The organism is Enterobacter cloacae complex sp. ECNIH7, assembly GCF_002208095.1.
Lineage (GTDB): Bacteria > Pseudomonadota > Gammaproteobacteria > Enterobacterales > Enterobacteriaceae > Enterobacter > Enterobacter cloacae_M.
Map to the genome: position 1 here is coordinate 3,303,649 of NZ_CP017990.1, position 14,902 is coordinate 3,318,550.

Below are 14,902 nucleotides of genomic sequence, written 5' to 3' on the forward strand. Positions count from 1 at the left end.
ATTCATGAGGTATATGATTAAACGAGGTAAGCAGAGGGAGATAACATTTACGTAATGGATATTAACGCACTTATTGAACAATATGGATATGCCGCGCTGGTCGTCGGTAGCGTGGCAGAAGGTGAAACCATCACGCTGTTAGGCGGCGTCGCCGCGCATCAGGGATTGCTGAAATTCCCGCTGGTCGTCGCAGCGGTCGCGCTCGGCGGAATGATTGGCGATCAGCTGCTCTACTTTCTCGGGCTGCGCTTCGGGCCCACGCTGCTTAAGCGTTTCGCAAAGCATCAGAAGAAAATCCGCCGCGCTCAACGGCTCATTCAACGTCATCCCTATCTGTTCGTCATCGGCACGCGCTTTATGTATGGCTTTCGCATTATCGGGCCGATACTGATTGGCGCCAGCCATCTGCCGCCAAAAATTTTCCTGCCGCTCAATGTTCTTGGTGCGATTGCCTGGGCGATGATCTTTACGACGCTCGGCTACGTAGGGGGCGAAGTGATTGGCCCGTGGCTGCATAATCTCGACCAGCATCTGAAGCACTGGGCGTGGCTGATTCTGGTGGTGGTGGCGGTGATTGGGGTCAGGCTGTGGCTGAAGCATCGGGAAAAGACGCGGGATGAGGAGTAGCCGGGTGCGGCCTGATGCCCTCACCCTCTCCCACAGGGAGAGGGAACTAAAAACACCCTCTCTCACAGGGAGAGGGGAAAACTACCCCTCCGGCTTAAACTGCGGGTTCGCCAGCATAAAGCCCCCGTCAACAATAAACGATTGCCCCGTCGTGTAGCTGGCGTCGCTGTCGCAAAGCCATGCCACCAGGCTGGCTATCTCTTTGGTGTGGCCCGGCCGCGCCAGCGGGATTTCCGGCATTGAACCCTCCTTCACTTCGCTGTCGTCCATGTCGTTCATCGGTGTGGCAATGGCGCCCGGCGCGACGGCGTTCACCAGAATGTTGTGCTTAACCAGTTCCATCGCCATGGATTTGGTTAACCCGCCGAGCGCGTGTTTTGCCGCCGTGTAGGCGCTCGCCTCCGGCAGCGGCGTGTGCTCATGCACCGAGGTAATGTTCACAATCCGCCCCCCTTCCCCTTGCTTCACCATCTGGCGGGCGGCAATTTGTGAACAGAGAAACGCGCCGTCCACGTCGACGGTGAAAATGTTCCGCCAGTCGTCAAACGGCATCTCAAGGAACGGCGCTTTGGTCATCGCACCCGCATTGTTGACCAGCACGTCCAGCCGACCAAAACGCGCAATCAGCGTTTCAATACCCTCTGCGCCTTCCGGCAGCGTGCTTAAATCAAGATGGATAGCCTCTGCGCGCTGCCCCTGCGCTTCAACTTCGCGGCAGGTTTCCAGCGCCCCTTTTTCATCCGAGTGCCAGGTGACGCCAATATCAAACCCGCGCTCTGCAAGCATCAGCGCCGTGGTTTTACCAATCCCGGAATCCGATGCGGTCACTATCGCTACTCTGGTCATACTCACCTCCTGAAAAACTGCAAAGAGGTAAGTATAGATAATGACCTTTTTTAGCCGTGATGATAACCGCCGCCCAGCGCCGAGGTGAGCTGCAGCGTGGCGTCGACATACTGGCCTTTCAGCTTCAATCCGGCGAGGTCTTCCCTGAGGGCCGGGATCCTGGCTTCACTGACCCGCGAGCCCGCAACGATCCCCGCGCTGAAACGCGCCTGCGCCAGCGCCACAACCCGCGCCGCATCTTTTTCAACCTGCTGCTGATGGCGGTTCTTTGCCGTCAGCGTTTCGACTTCACTGGCCGTGCGCGCCACCTGATTGACCGCTTCGACCACCGCTTTGTTGTAGTTTGCCACCGAGAGATTATTTTGCGCCTGGGCGATATCCAGACTGGCGTTCAGCCTGCCGCTGTCGAAGATCGGCAGCGTTAGCCCGGCGGTCACGCCCATCTGCTGCGCTGAAGCACGAAACAGATCGCTCAGATGGAGGGCATCCTGCTGTAGGAACGCCATCAGGTTCACGTCAGGATAGAAAGCCGCTCTCGCGGCCTCCACCTCGCTCATAGAGGCTTCGATATACCAGTGTGCCTCCTGAAGATCCGGACGGCGTGCCAGCAGTTCATAACCGAGCGTCGACGGTAGCGCGGCGTCGACCGTCGGCAGCGCATGCCGCGTAAGCGTTACGGAGGAAGAATTCGTCAGCGCGACCAGACGCGCCTCGACGGCTTTCATCTTCCCGTTGACTTCTGCAAGCTGCTCTTCGGTTTTGTTGGCGTTGATATCGGTTTCCACCCCCTCCACGGAGGAGGTGATCCCATGCTGATACAGTTCGCGATCGGCACCAATGATGTTGTCCTGCTCATGTTTGATCTGCGCAAGAACCTCCCCCGCGGCGGCCTGAGTTTGCCACTCCCAGTAGAGCCGCGCCACGCTGCTGGCCAGCAGCTGGCGGGTTTGCTCCAGCTCCGCTTTTTGCGCATTCACTTTGCCAATCCGGGCCTCGACCCGGGCGCGATTTTTTCCCCACAGATCGAGTTCCCAGCCTGCGGTCAGGCCAAAGGTGCCGTTGGTGTACCACGGCCCGGTGGTGCCTGCCGCCGGGTCGGTAAGGGCAAAAGGCCCCATCAGCCCTTCGGCGGACATTTTCTGGCGTTCCGCATCGGCGGAAAAATCAATCTGCGGGCCGTCAGCGGCCATTGCGGCTTTGGCCTGTGCTTCGGCAAGCGTAATGCGCTGACGGGCAATCTGCATATCCGGTGCATCGCTCAACGCTTTCGCAATCAGCCCATTAAGCTGGGGATCGTTATACGCTTTCCACCACTCATTTTTCGGCCAGTCCTGATGATTCAGAACCGTATTCACCGACGCCGCAGCGGTTTGCGTTTTAAGGGGAGATACCGTGGCATGTTCAGGCGCACAGGCTGCCAGAATAAAAGCGAAGGGAGCACTCAGAGATAAAATAAGAGAACGTTTCATTACGCCATACACTCAAAAAATAAAGGCGCACGTTACGCTCGATATCGTTCATTTTTTTAGTAACGCGTGGCAATCCGCAAATTGTCATACATTTTAATACCCGGAAATTTATTCCCAAAGAGAATGATTAAATCCAATGCATTCACGCCAAATATAAATACGCTGCTACACTTATTCAGGACATACATGAGCGGGAGAAAGGAATGAAAATATTACTGTGGGTTATTTTAATTATATTTCTGATAGGGCTCTTAGTGGTCACCGGCGTATTCAAGATGATTTTCTGATCTATTTGCCCGGCTCTGCGCCGGGCAACGTTCCCGATATCAGACTTTCAGCGAAGCCCCTTTCGTAGCAATAACCTCTTTATACCAGTAGAAACTTTTCTTACGGCTGCGCGCCAGCGTGCCCTTTCCGCTGTCATCGCGATCGACGTAAATAAAGCCGTAGCGCTTAGAGAGTTCAGCTTTAGACGCGCTCACCAGATCGATTGGCCCCCAGCTGGTATAGCCCATCACCTCAACGCCGTCTTCAATCGCTTCACGCACCTGCACAAGGTGGTCGTTAAGGTAGCTGATGCGATAGTCATCCTGCACCACGCCGTTCGCATCCGGTTTATCCTTCGCCCCCAGGCCATTTTCCACGATAAACAACGGCTTCTGATAGCGATCCCAGAGCACGTTTAACAGGGTACGCAGGCCGATGGGGTCAATCTGCCAGCCCCATTCGGAACTTGCCAGATGCGGGTTAGGCACCATGCTCAGGATGTTGCCGCGCGCCTGCTGGTTGAGGGCCTCATCCGCGGTGACGCAGCCCGTCATGTAGTAGCTGAAGGAGATAAAATCGACGGTCGATTTCAGCGCCTCGCGGTCGGCATCCGTTACCTCAAGCTGAATACCGTTGTCGCGGAAGAAGCGCTGCATATAGCCCGGATAGGCGCCACGGCACTGCACGTCGCCAAAGAATTGCCACGCGCGGTTTTCCTGCAGCGTCTCCAGAACATCTTCCGGTTTGCAGGTCAGCGGGTACATCAGGCCGCCCAGCAGCATGTTGCCGATTCTGGCATCCGGAATAATCTCGTGGCAGGCCTTCACGGCCAGCGCGCTGGCCACCAGCTGGTGGTGGATCGCCTGGTACACCTCCCCTTTGCTGCTGGTTTCCGGCAGGCCCACGCCGGTCATCGGCGCGTGCAGAGACATATTGATCTCGTTGAAGGTCAGCCAGAGCTTCACCTTCTCCTTGTAGCGCGCAAACACGGTGCGGGCGTAGCGCTCGAAGAACCCAATGGTCTGGCGGCTGCCCCACCCGCCGTACTGCTTCACCAGCCCCCACGGCATTTCGTAATGCGAGAGCGTCACCAGCGGGGTAATGTTGTGCGCGGCCAGCTCGTCAAACAGCCGGTCGTAAAACGCCAGCCCCGCCTCGTTAGGCTGCTGCTCGTCGCCGTTCGGAAAAATACGGGTCCAGGCAATGGAGACGCGCAGGCAGCTAAAGCCCATCTCAGCGAACAGTTTGATGTCTTCCGGGTAGCGGTGATAGAAGTCGATGGCGACGTCCTTGATGCCGCTGTCGCCCGCCACGCGCTCAACCACCGGGCCGAAGACCCCCTGCGGCTGAACGTCTGAGGTGGACAGCCCTTTCCCCTCCTCCAGATACGCGCCTTCTACCTGATTCGCGGCAACCGCGCCGCCCCATAAAAAATCGTCCGGGAAAGTTTTCATCACGTTCTCCTGTTATTGATGGCTTACGCTGAGTAACGGCGCACCGGCACTGACGGACGTTGCCGCCACGGTCACCACGTCACGATACTCATCGCTGTTACTGATAATGATCGGGGTCGCCAGGTCGTATCCGGCATCGATAATCGCCTGTCGGTCAAATTCCAGCAGCAGATCGCCGGGCTGCACCCTGTCGCCCACCTTCACGTGGGCGGTAAACGGCTTGCCGTCGAGCTTCACGGTGTCGATCCCCACGTGAATTAACACTTCAATACCGCTGTCGCTGAGCAGGCCGATGGCGTGTTTGGTCTGAAACAGCGAGGCCACCACGCCGGCAAACGGGGCCACCACTTTGTTATCGGAGGGAATAATCGCGGCACCGCTGCCAAGCAGGCCGCTGGCAAACGTGGTATCCGGCACCTGGTCGAGCGCCAGAACGGTGCCGGTCATCGGTGCCAGCACATCGTTTTCACCCGCTAGCAAAACCGCCTCGGGCGCTGCGCGTCCCGGCATGCCCGCCACCAGCGTCAGGCCGCAGCTCAGCACCAGCGCTACCGCGGTGCCGATCACGCCGCCCCACAGCGTGGCGTTTACCCCGCCCGGCGGAATCATCTGGGCGATGGTAAAGATATTGGCGAAGCCGAAGGAGTAAACGTGAGTATCGCTGAAGCCGACAATCGCGCCGCCGATAGCTCCCGCCACGCAGCCAAAGATAAACGGGCGGCGCAGCGGCAGGTTTACCCCATAAACGGCCGGCTCGGTAATACCAAATATCCCTGCCGTTACCGATGAACCCGCCAGCATTTTCTGACGTGCATCGCGGGTACGCAGGAAGATCCCCAGCGCCGCCCCCACCTGACCAAACACCGCGGGCAACAGCATCGGCAGCATGGAGTCATGCCCCAGCACCGCCAGGTTGTTAATCATCAGCGGCACCAGCCCCCAGTGCAGGCCAAAAATAACGCAGACCTGCCACAGCGCGCCCATCGCCGCGCCCGCCAGCCACGGTGCCAGAACGTAAATACTCTGATAGCCGTTCGCCAGCATCTGGCTCAGCCAGGTCGCCAGCGGCCCGATAACGAGGAAAGTCAGCGGCACGGTCACGCCCAGACAGATCAGCGGCGCGAAGAAGTTTTTCATCGAGGACGGCAGCAGCCTGGTGCTCTGTTTTTCCAGCCAGCAGCTCACCCACGAGGCGAGAATAATCGGGATCACCGACGAGCTGTAGTTAAACCAGGTGACAGGAATGCCCAAAAAGGCGTCCGATACCGCGCCCGGCTGCTGGCTGGCGTTAAACGCCGCAATCATCATCGGATGAGTGAGCGCCCCGCCGATCACCATGGTAATAAACGGGTTGCCGCCGAATTTTTTCCCGGCGGTATAGCCCAGCACCAGCGGGAAGAAGAAGAACAGCGCGTCGCTGGCGGCGAACCAGATTTTATAGGTGCCGCTTTCGGTGGTGAGCCAGCCGCATACCACCGCCAGCGCCAGCAGCCCTTTCAGAATACCGGAGGCCGCGAGAATGCCGATAAACGGGGTGAAGATCCCGGAGACGATGTCAATCAGGCGGCCCAGCAGATTCCCTTTTTCTCCCTTCTCTTCCACGACGGGCGCGTCATCGGTAAGGCCTGCCTCATTGCGCACCGCCTGCCAGACGTCGTGGACGTGGTTGCCAATCACTACCTGAAACTGACCGCCGCTTTCCACCACCATGATCACGCCCGGGTTTTTCTTGAGCCCTTCCGCATCCGCCCGTTGATTCTCTTTTAGTTTGAAGCGAAGCCGGGTGGCGCAGTGCACAAGACTGACGATGTTCTCTTTTCCGCCAACGTGGCCGAGAATATCCTTCGCTAAAGCCTGGTATTCCATCTCGATTTCCTTACATCCGATGCCTGCAGGCACCTGTTGACTGAGTACAAAAAATAAAAAAACCCGAGAACGTCCTTCTTACGAAGGCCGCGCTCAGGTTTTGCCTGCGTGATGCAGTAACAATCCTGTTTTGAGGCTTAACGCCCCTCTTTTCTCACCCGCTCGATATGAATGGCGAGGAACATAATTTCTTCGGTTGTCAGCTCACGCTGATAGCTTTTGTTCAGGTGCTGAGCGATTTTCTCAGCGCATTTCCACGCCTTCGCGTAGTTGTCTTTTACCGCCGTATGCAGCGAGACGTCGTCATCTTCCACCACGGTGCGGGTGAGCATCCGCTGGGCAAAAAACTTCAGGTGGGTGACGAAACGCTGATAGCTGAGCGAGTCTTCATCGTACTCAAGCTGCAGCTGATACTTCACCAGCTGCAGGATCTCCTGCATCACCCGCGTAACGTGCATCACTTCCGGCATTTCGCTGTTCAGCTGCGCGGTGACCAGATGCAGCGCGATAAACCCGGCCTCATCCTCCTCCAGCTCGACGTTCAGGCGTCTGGCGATAATGGCCCGCGCCTCCTGCCCTAATTCGAACTCCTTCGGATACAGCCGTTTAATATCCCACAGCAACACGTTTTTGATGGCCAGCCCGTTCTTCTGCCGCTCAATCGCAAAGTAGCAGTGGTCGGTGAGGGTGATATACAAACTCTCCTGCAGCTTGCCCAGCCGCTGCGCCGCCAGCCCGATGATGCGGTCGCAGGTGGTCATTACCTCCAGCGGAATTTGACTCAGCAACTCCCCGAGTCGACGCACCAGTTCATCGCTTTGTAACGCAAACACCTTTTCAACCAACGCGGTATCCAGCGCTTCACCGACGCGCTTCTGAAAGGCCAGCCCACGGCCCATCACCACCTGTTCGCGCCCGCGCTCATCCTGAACAACCACCACGTTATTATTGAGTATCTTGGCGATTTTCATCTGAACCCCAGAAACAAAAAAACCTGACCTCCGGCAGATGCCAGAAAATCAGGTTTTGCCTGCCTAAGCAGTAACAATCCAGTTCTGGCACTCTATCAGTTTCATTCATAGCCTCAATGCATCACGCATCAGAAACGTGACGCGGATCGACATTGCTAGAACGTCACGACAGTTTTCAGCTCCGTCACCCAGGCATCCTGCGTCCGGGATACCCCGCCGGGATGGTGCCAGTACTGAATGCCCGGCTGCAGTTCAAGCCACGGCACGGGACGAAAACGGTAGTAAAACTCGCCGTTCAGGGAATGGCCCGGCACCGGATGATACGCCGGATTGGTGTAATCGCTAACGCCGCTCAGGCTGTTCAGGTAACGCTGATTGCGGGCGTACTGGCTGCTCATATCAATCCAGGTCAAGCCAAAGCCAATCCAGTCTTCCGGTCGCGCGTCAAACAGCCCGCGGTAGCGCAGCGAGGCGGCGTAAACCTGGTGCATGTAGTTGGTACTCTGATCCGCAAGGCTCATGCTGAAAGAGGTGCTCAACCCACGATTCGGATCATCCTGATGCTGCGTAAGCTGCTGGTTCAGCCCGGCGTACATGAACCAGGTCCGGCTGTGGGTATCAAAGCCGTTCGGGTCCGTCGCGCCCGCACCGCCGGATTTGCCGCGATAGAGATCGGTTTGCGGCGCGTTGGTAAACACCACGCCCAGGTTGTACGCGCCCGGCAGGCCGTTAATCAGCGGGCGCGCTTCGATTTCAACCGGCAGTAAGACCCCTTTGCTGCCCTTCGTCGACCAGCTCCAGGCGTGGCTGCGGCTGGAGGCCTCGGGATTTTGCTCCATCACGCCACCTTTTAACGTCAGCGTCGGCGTTAATTTATACGCAAGCGTGGTGCCCCAGGTGTGAACGTTCCAGTTGTTCCACGTCAGCGAGTTGGCTGACTTCCCGCCGCACTGCGACAGGAGCTGGAAATCACAGGGGATGATTTGATCGAAGGTCTGCACCTTGTTCATCATCCCGATGCGCCAGGTCAGACGCCGGTCGTCAAAGCTGCGGGCAAAGGTCAGCCAGCCCAGGCGGGTAATGGACTGTCCGCCCCAGCTCTCCTGGGTCAAATCGTTGAAGTTCACGCGCGGGTCCTGCACGCGTTTGGTGGTGAGGTCGTCATTGTGGTTGCGGTTGACGATGTTCCCCTCGATACGCGCGTCCGGGATACCGGTCCAGCGCTCAAGATCCTGGTTGAAGGTCAGCGCAAACTGGTCAATATAGGCCACGTGCGAGTCGTGGTTATAGCCACCGCCTCCGTTCCAGCCAATTTCATTCAGATATCCGAGATTCCAGGTAAAACCGTTATCGTTGAGGATTTTACGTATGCCGAGCATTTCGCCCAGAACAGGCTCCGGAGGAGCTTCAAAGCCTAATACCGTTCCGTTCCAGTCCTGCGCCACCGACAGCGGGGATATCGTCGATAAGGCGAGCGCATAGAGTTTATTTTTATATGCCATGATAACAACCTGTGATTGAGTATTTTGTGCGTAACCGGCCGCAGGAAATTTTTCTATTTCCTGTCGATATTTCATTTTTTTAAAATCAGTAAAAAGCGCTAAGCCAAATTTCTCTCCTGAGTAAACGAGAGGCAAAAAAAAACCTAAGCGCTCCACAGCGAAAATGCTGTGAAACGCTTAGGTTTTGCCTGTTAGCCAGTAACAATCCTGCGTTGAAAACAGTGGCACCTTAACACCGTCGCGCCACGTTGAAAACCAGAACTGTTTTCTGCTTTAAAAAAGTGTGAGCAATTTAACGCTTATTATTTTGACTGAATCACCCGGGCAATATCAGACGAAGTCTGTAATGTCCGAATCTCCTGAAATAATCCCAGCGCTTCATCGTACTCTTTGCGTAAATAACTCAGCCACTGTTTAATTCGCGCGACGTGATACAAACCGGTATCGCCCTGCTTTTCCAGTCGGCTGTATTTTTGCAGCAGCGTAACGACGTCTGCCCACGGCATTCGCGGCTCGTTATATTTCACCACCCGGCTGAGGTTCGGCACATTCAGGGCGCCGCGACCGATCATCACCGCATCGCAGCCGGTGGCCTGCAGACAGGCCTGCGCGCTCGCGTAGTCCCAGATTTCACCGTTGGCGATCACCGGAATGGAGAGGCGCTTGCGGATCTCGCCGATCGCCTGCCAGTTAATGCGCTCGGCCTTGTAGCCATCTTCTTTGGTGCGGCCATGCACCACCAGCTCGGTGGCCCCGGCCTGCTGCACCGCATCGGCGATTTCAAACTGCCGCGCGTCGCTGTCCCACCCCAGGCGCACCTTCACCGTCACCGGCAAATGCGAAGGCACGGCCTCACGCATGGCCTTCGCGCCGCGGTAAATCAGCTCAGGATCTTTCAACAGGGTCGCCCCGCCGCCGCTGCCGTTAACCAGCTTCGACGGACAGCCGCAGTTGAGATCCACCCCGTAAGAGCCCAGCTCAACCGCGCGGGCGGCGTTCTCCGCCAGCCATTCGGGATACTGGCCGAGCAGCTGAATACGCACCAGCGTACCGGAAGAGGTCCGGCTCTGGTTGTGCAGCTCGGGGCACAGGCGGAAGAAGGATTTTACCGGCAACAACATATCGACCACGCGCAGAAATTCCGTCACGCAGAGATCGTAATCGTTCACCTCGGTCAGAAGCTCGCGCACGAGGGAGTCGAGCACGCCTTCCATTGGGGCCAGTAAAACACGCATAGCAGTACCTGTGGAAAAAGACGCGCTATAGTATCTGCTCTGTATGTATGTGGAAAGCGCGACTTTCCATTCTGGAATGTCTGGTATGCTCAAATTTCATGATGTGATCCGTGGCACATTTTTGAGTTTAATTGTATGATGAATGCGTTTCAGCAAGGACTATCACCATGAGCAAATCATTGAACATTATCTGGCAATATCTGCGCGCATTCGTCCTGATTTACGCCTGCCTGTATGCCGGGATTTTCATCGCGTCGCTGCTGCCGATCGTCATTCCCGGCAGCATTATCGGTATGCTGATCCTCTTTGTTTTGCTGGCGCTGCAAATCCTGCCCGCAAAATGGGTCAATCCCGGCTGCTTCGTCCTTATTCGCTATATGGCGCTGCTTTTCGTGCCTATCGGCGTCGGGGTCATGCAGTATTTTGATTTGCTCAAGGCCCAGTTCGGCCCGATTGTGGTCTCCTGCGCGGTCAGTACGCTGGTGGTTTTCCTGGTTGTGAGCTGGAGTTCGCATCTGGTGCATGGCGAACGTAACGTGGTCGGGGAGAAAACAAAAAAATGATGGCCAATATCTGGTGGTCGCTGCCGTTAACCCTGGCGGTGTTCTTCGCCGTGCGCAAGCTTGCCGCACGTTTTAAAATGCCATTGCTGAACCCGCTGCTGGTGGCAATGGTGGTGATTATTCCGTTCCTGCTGCTCACCGGCATTCCCTACGAACGCTACTTTGCCGGCAGCAAAATTTTAAACGACCTGCTGCAGCCTGCCGTTGTGGCGCTCGCCTTTCCTTTATATGAACAGCTCCACCAGATCCGCGCCCGCTGGAAATCCATCATTACCATCTGTTTTGTGGGCAGCCTGGTAGCGATGATCACCGGCACGTCGGTAGCGCTGTTGATGGGGGCCTCTCCGCAGATTGCGGCGTCGATCCTGCCTAAATCGGTAACCACGCCTATCGCGATGGCGGTCGGTGGCAGCCTCGGCGGGATCCCGGCCATCAGCGCGATGTGCGTCATTTTCGTCGGTATTCTCGGGGCGGTGTTTGGTCACACATTGCTGAACGGGATGCGTATTCATACTAAAGCGGCACGGGGGCTGTCGATGGGGACCGCCTCCCACGCCCTGGGCACCGCCCGCTGTGCGGAGCTGGATTATCAGGAAGGGGCGTTTAGCTCCCTGGCGCTGGTGATCTGCGGGATTATCACCTCCCTGCTGGCCCCGTTCATTTTCCCGCTGATTCTGGCGGTGATGGGCTAAAATTTGCGATGCGTCGCGCAAATTTCATTTTGATTTCATAAGTTGCATACATAATGAGAAGTGGATCACATATAAAGCCCTGGCGGCTCCGTAAACTACCGATCCATTAACCTTTATGAGGCAAACGCCATGCACCCACGTTTTCAAGCTGCTTTCGCCCAGCTTGCAGAGAATTTGCAGTCAGCCCTGGCTCCCGTTCTGGCAGATGCACACTTCCCCGCCCTGCTGACCGCGGAGCAGGTCACGATGCTGAAACAAGCAACGGGACTGGACGAAGACGCGCTGGCTTTCGCACTGCTTCCCCTGGCTGCCGCCTGCGCGCGGGCCGATCTCTCCCACTTTAACGTCGGGGCCATTGCGCGCGGCGTCAGCGGAACCTGGTACTTCGGTGGCAATATGGAGTTCCTGGGCGCGACCATGCAGCAAACGGTTCACGCCGAGCAGAGCGCCATCAGCCACGCCTGGCTGCGCGGTGAAAAAGCCCTGAGCGCCATTACCGTTAACTACACCCCCTGCGGCCACTGCCGTCAGTTTATGAACGAGCTGAACAGCGGGCTGCAGCTGCGCATCAATCTGCCAGGCCGCGCGCCGCATAAGCTGGGGGACTATCTGCCTGACGCGTTTGGCCCGAAAGATCTGGAGATCAAAACGCTGCTGATGGACGATCAGGACCACGGTTACGCCCTGTCCGGCGATGACCTGAGCCAGGCGGCCATTCGCGCGGCGAACAAAAGCCACACGCCGTACAGCAAGTCCCCGAGCGGCGTGGCGCTGCAGTGCCGCGATGGCCGGATCTTTAGCGGCAGCTACGCGGAAAACGCCGCGTTTAACCCAACCCTGCCACCGCTGCAGGGCGCGCTTAACCTGCTGAGCCTGAACGGCTATGACTATCCGGACATTCAGCGCGCTATTCTGGCAGAAATTGCCGATGCGCCGCTGATTCAGTGGGATGCGACCGCCGCGACGCTTAAAGCGCTGGGCTGCACGACGATTGACCGCGTACTGCTTGCGTAATCCTTCCGGCGGGCAGAAATGCCCGCCAGTTTGCTGAAAAACCCCTCAGTTGAGTCGCTGTTTCTTGCGCTAACCAGGCGGGTAAAGTAGCCTGAGTTAAATTTCATCCACGAACGAGCCATCTCCATGTTAAAGCGCGTTTTTTACAGCCTGTCTGTCCTGGTCGGCATACTGCTGTTGATCGTGCTGGGTCTTGACCGCTGGATGAGCTGGAAAACCGCCCCCTACATCTTTGATGACCTGCAGGACCTGCCCTATCGTCAGGTTGGCGTGGTGCTCGGCACCGCCAAGTATTACCGCACCGGCGTGATCAACCAGTATTACCGTTACCGCATTCAGGGCGCGCTGAACGCCTACAACAGCGGCAAGGTGAACTACCTGCTGCTGAGCGGCGATAACGCTCTTCAAAGCTACAATGAACCGGTGACGATGCGTAAGGACCTGATTGCCGCGGGCGTGGACCCTGCCGATATCGTGCTCGACTACGCCGGATTCCGCACCCTGGACTCCATCGTGCGCACGCGTAAAGTCTTCGACACCAACGACTTCATCATCATCACCCAGCGCTTCCACTGCGAGCGCGCGCTGTTTATCGCGCTGCATATGGGCATTCAGGCGCAGTGTTACGCGGTGCCGTCGCCAAAGGACATGCTGAGCGTGCGCGTCCGTGAGTTCGGCGCGCGCTTTGGCGCCCTGGCCGATCTGTATATCTTCAAACGCGAACCGCGCTTTTTAGGCCCGCTGGTGCCGATTCCGGCGATGCACGAAGTGCCGGAAGACGCGCAGGGTTACCCGGCCGTCACGCCCGAGCAGCTGCTGGATATGCAGAAAAAAGAGAAATAACAGGGCCGCCTTTATACTTTCTTTACGTCGGGCCTGACGCTTTTTATCCCACCTTTACGTCGGCTCTTTTAAGCTGAGTTCACTGCCGCTACGGCTTCATTGAAGAATGACTATGAACTCAATAATGAATGCGTTTTTCCTCAAAAGTCTCCGCCCGTATTTTAACTTTCCCGGTTTATCACTTCCTGGCGCACTCAATTCCGGTCTCTGGCTTGATGAAAAAATTGATGCCCTGCAGCACAACCTTTCAGTGGAAGTGGCAGATTATCTGGAACGTTACCCGCAGACGAAACATGTAGACGTTTACCTGAACGATATCAACGGCACGATGCGCGGCAAGCGTCTGTCGGTGGAGAGCATGCTGAGCCTGGAAAAAGGCTGTTATTTTCCCCTTTCGGTCTACTCGATGGATCAGAAAGGAAAAATCGCCGCCCCGCTTCATGATGAGCCGGACCGACTCTGCGTTCCTGTCGCCGGCTCCCTGCGCCCCTGCCCGCAGGATCCGCAGCACAACGCGCAGATCCTGCTGACGATGAAAGACAGCGACGATACCCCCTGCCCGCTTGAGCCGCGCGTGATACTGCAGAAGGTGCTGGCCCGCTTCCACCAGCACGGCCTCTTCCCGGTGATTGCCCCGGAAATCGAGTTCTATCTGACGGGGCATGACGATCGGGATCCGCAAAATCAGGGCTGTTTTCATATGGATACTACGACGGCCCATGCGGCACTGTTTGACGAGGTGGAACAGCTGGCGCACCTGCAGCGCATCCCGCTGTCCGGGATCGTGGCAGAAGCCGAGTCCGGTCAGTACGAATTAAACCTGAAGCACAGCCATCGCGTGGTTGAGGTCTGCGATAACGTGCTGGCGCTTCGTCGCCTGACCCGTTACGTTGCCGAAAAGCACGGCCTGCAGGCCAACTTTATGGCTAAACCTTTCAGCCAGCTGTCCGGCAGCGGTTTGCACTTCCATTTCAGCCTGAACAATCGTCACGGCGAAAACGTCTTTGCTTCCCCGGTGAACGCGCTTAACAGCATGATGCGTTTGTGCATCGCGGGGCAGCTGGCGCTGATGCCCGCCTCTGTCGCCATTCTTGCGCCTGGCGTTAACGCGTTTCGTCGCCTGCGTAAAAACCTGACGGAGCCCGTATTTAACTCCTGGGGCTATAACACCCGCTCCGCCGCCCTGCGTATTCCCTGCTCGGATGACCACAACCGTCGTATCGAGTACCGGCTGGCCGGGGCCGATGCCAATCCGTATCTGGTGGCAGCCACTATCCTGACCGGTATGCTGTACGGGCTGGAAAACACCGACGACGAGGATTTGCCAGAACCGCAGCACGATCGTCCCGAGCTGCCGCTGTTTCAGCAGGAGGCGATTGAGACCTTTGCCCGCTGTCAGTACCTCACCGACAGCCTGGGCGACGCCTTTTCTGAACAGTGGGTCGCCTGCAAACTCTCTGAACTCGACTGGTTTGAGCGCATTGTGACCCGAGAGGAGTCACAGCTGGCATAAGGCATAAAAAAGCCCGCTCGGTGAGCGGGCCGGATAACGC

At 57.1% G+C, this 14,902-nt stretch carries 13 protein-coding genes and 1 pseudogene; 7 read left to right on the forward strand and 7 right to left on the reverse strand.

Features of this window, described 5'->3' with window-relative positions; all coding sequences use genetic code 11:
• Positions 1-54 precede the first annotated feature (54 nt).
• The gene (locus WM95_RS16225) at positions 55-627 is read left to right on the forward strand and encodes a DedA family protein (protein WP_023312455.1); all 573 of its coding nucleotides are present in this window, start codon (positions 55-57) and stop codon (positions 625-627) included.
• Positions 628-708: 81 nt separating this feature from the next.
• Here the strand turns inward: WM95_RS16225 and WM95_RS16230 are convergent, their stop codons facing one another.
• On the reverse strand, positions 709-1,473 hold the full coding sequence (locus WM95_RS16230; protein ID WP_023312456.1) for an SDR family oxidoreductase: 765 nt from the start codon (positions 1,471-1,473) through the stop codon (positions 709-711).
• Positions 1,474-1,523: 50 nt separating this feature from the next.
• Entirely contained in the window at positions 1,524-2,942 is a 1,419-nt protein-coding gene (mdtQ, locus tag WM95_RS16235; protein WP_074166091.1) for a multidrug resistance outer membrane protein MdtQ, read from the reverse strand.
• A 203-nt stretch (positions 2,943-3,145) separates the two neighbouring features.
• Between mdtQ and yohP the strand changes: the two genes are divergently transcribed.
• Positions 3,146-3,229 carry a small membrane protein YohP gene (gene yohP, locus WM95_RS27895; protein WP_015572324.1) on the forward strand — a complete coding sequence of 28 codons (84 nt, stop codon included), beginning with the start codon at positions 3,146-3,148 and terminating at the stop codon, positions 3,227-3,229.
• Between the two features lie 39 nt (positions 3,230-3,268).
• Here yohP and WM95_RS16245 read toward each other — a convergent pair whose 3' ends face one another.
• The 5 genes and pseudogenes from WM95_RS16245 to dusC all read right to left on the reverse strand — a co-directional run bounded on the left by WM95_RS16245 (position 3,269) and on the right by dusC (position 10,237).
• Positions 3,269-4,663, reverse strand: a complete 1,395-nt coding sequence (locus WM95_RS16245) for a glycoside hydrolase family 1 protein (protein WP_023312458.1) — start codon at positions 4,661-4,663, stop codon at positions 3,269-3,271.
• 12 nt (positions 4,664-4,675) lie between these two features.
• Positions 4,676-6,642: pseudogene (gene bglF / locus WM95_RS16250) on the reverse strand (PTS beta-glucoside transporter subunit IIABC).
• Positions 6,643-6,666: 24 nt separating this feature from the next.
• Positions 6,667-7,500, reverse strand: a complete 834-nt coding sequence (gene licT / locus WM95_RS16255) for a BglG family transcription antiterminator LicT (protein ID WP_032658940.1) — start codon at positions 7,498-7,500, stop codon at positions 6,667-6,669.
• 155 nt (positions 7,501-7,655) lie between these two features.
• On the reverse strand, positions 7,656-9,002 hold the full coding sequence (locus WM95_RS16260; protein WP_063408470.1) for a carbohydrate porin: 1,347 nt from the start codon (positions 9,000-9,002) through the stop codon (positions 7,656-7,658).
• Positions 9,003-9,304: 302 nt separating this feature from the next.
• Positions 9,305-10,237, reverse strand: coding sequence for a tRNA dihydrouridine(16) synthase DusC (dusC, locus tag WM95_RS16265; protein ID WP_045402866.1), 933 nt, complete (start codon positions 10,235-10,237; stop codon positions 9,305-9,307).
• Positions 10,238-10,404: 167 nt separating this feature from the next.
• Here dusC and WM95_RS16270 point away from each other — a divergent pair, with 167 nt between their 5' ends.
• The 5 genes from WM95_RS16270 (at position 10,405) to WM95_RS16290 (ending at position 14,862) form a co-directional block, all read left to right on the forward strand.
• Positions 10,405-10,800 (forward strand): CidA/LrgA family protein, encoded by a 396-nt coding sequence (locus WM95_RS16270; RefSeq protein ID WP_023312463.1) that lies wholly within the window; start codon positions 10,405-10,407, stop codon positions 10,798-10,800.
• Positions 10,797-11,492, forward strand: coding sequence for a CidB/LrgB family autolysis modulator (locus tag WM95_RS16275; RefSeq protein ID WP_063408471.1), 696 nt, complete (start codon positions 10,797-10,799; stop codon positions 11,490-11,492). The genes WM95_RS16270 and WM95_RS16275 overlap by 4 nt, the downstream gene beginning before the upstream one ends.
• Before the next feature lie 129 nt (positions 11,493-11,621).
• Complete coding sequence (cdd, locus tag WM95_RS16280) at positions 11,622-12,506, forward strand: cytidine deaminase (RefSeq protein WP_063408472.1); 885 nt, start codon at positions 11,622-11,624, stop codon at positions 12,504-12,506.
• Positions 12,507-12,632: 126 nt separating this feature from the next.
• The gene (sanA, locus tag WM95_RS16285; RefSeq protein ID WP_008500918.1) at positions 12,633-13,349 is read left to right on the forward strand and encodes an outer membrane permeability protein SanA; all 717 of its coding nucleotides are present in this window, start codon (positions 12,633-12,635) and stop codon (positions 13,347-13,349) included.
• A gap of 124 nt (positions 13,350-13,473) precedes the next feature.
• Positions 13,474-14,862: a glutamine synthetase family protein gene (locus tag WM95_RS16290; protein ID WP_063408478.1), complete on the forward strand. Its 1,389-nt coding sequence runs from the start codon at positions 13,474-13,476 to the stop codon at positions 14,860-14,862.
• Positions 14,863-14,902: the final 40 nt, after the last annotated feature.

Excerpts from the sequence above, each read along its gene's own strand:
- WM95_RS16225 (WP_023312455.1), top strand. The coding sequence starts at position 55 with ATGGATATTAACGCACTTATTGAACAATATGGATATGCCGCGCTGGTC.
- WM95_RS16230 (WP_023312456.1), bottom strand. The coding sequence starts at position 1,473 with ATGACCAGAGTAGCGATAGTGACCGCATCGGATTCCGGGATTGGTAAA.
- mdtQ (WP_074166091.1), bottom strand. The coding sequence starts at position 2,942 with ATGAAACGTTCTCTTATTTTATCTCTGAGTGCTCCCTTCGCTTTTATT.
- yohP (WP_015572324.1), top strand. The coding sequence starts at position 3,146 with ATGAAAATATTACTGTGGGTTATTTTAATTATATTTCTGATAGGGCTC.
- WM95_RS16245 (WP_023312458.1), bottom strand. The coding sequence starts at position 4,663 with ATGAAAACTTTCCCGGACGATTTTTTATGGGGCGGCGCGGTTGCCGCG.
- licT (WP_032658940.1), bottom strand. The coding sequence starts at position 7,500 with ATGAAAATCGCCAAGATACTCAATAATAACGTGGTGGTTGTTCAGGAT.
- WM95_RS16260 (WP_063408470.1), bottom strand. The coding sequence starts at position 9,002 with ATGGCATATAAAAATAAACTCTATGCGCTCGCCTTATCGACGATATCC.
- dusC (WP_045402866.1), bottom strand. The coding sequence starts at position 10,237 with ATGCGTGTTTTACTGGCCCCAATGGAAGGCGTGCTCGACTCCCTCGTG.
- WM95_RS16270 (WP_023312463.1), top strand. The coding sequence starts at position 10,405 with ATGAGCAAATCATTGAACATTATCTGGCAATATCTGCGCGCATTCGTC.
- WM95_RS16275 (WP_063408471.1), top strand. The coding sequence starts at position 10,797 with ATGATGGCCAATATCTGGTGGTCGCTGCCGTTAACCCTGGCGGTGTTC.
- cdd (WP_063408472.1), top strand. The coding sequence starts at position 11,622 with ATGCACCCACGTTTTCAAGCTGCTTTCGCCCAGCTTGCAGAGAATTTG.
- sanA (WP_008500918.1), top strand. The coding sequence starts at position 12,633 with ATGTTAAAGCGCGTTTTTTACAGCCTGTCTGTCCTGGTCGGCATACTG.
- WM95_RS16290 (WP_063408478.1), top strand. The coding sequence starts at position 13,474 with ATGAATGCGTTTTTCCTCAAAAGTCTCCGCCCGTATTTTAACTTTCCC.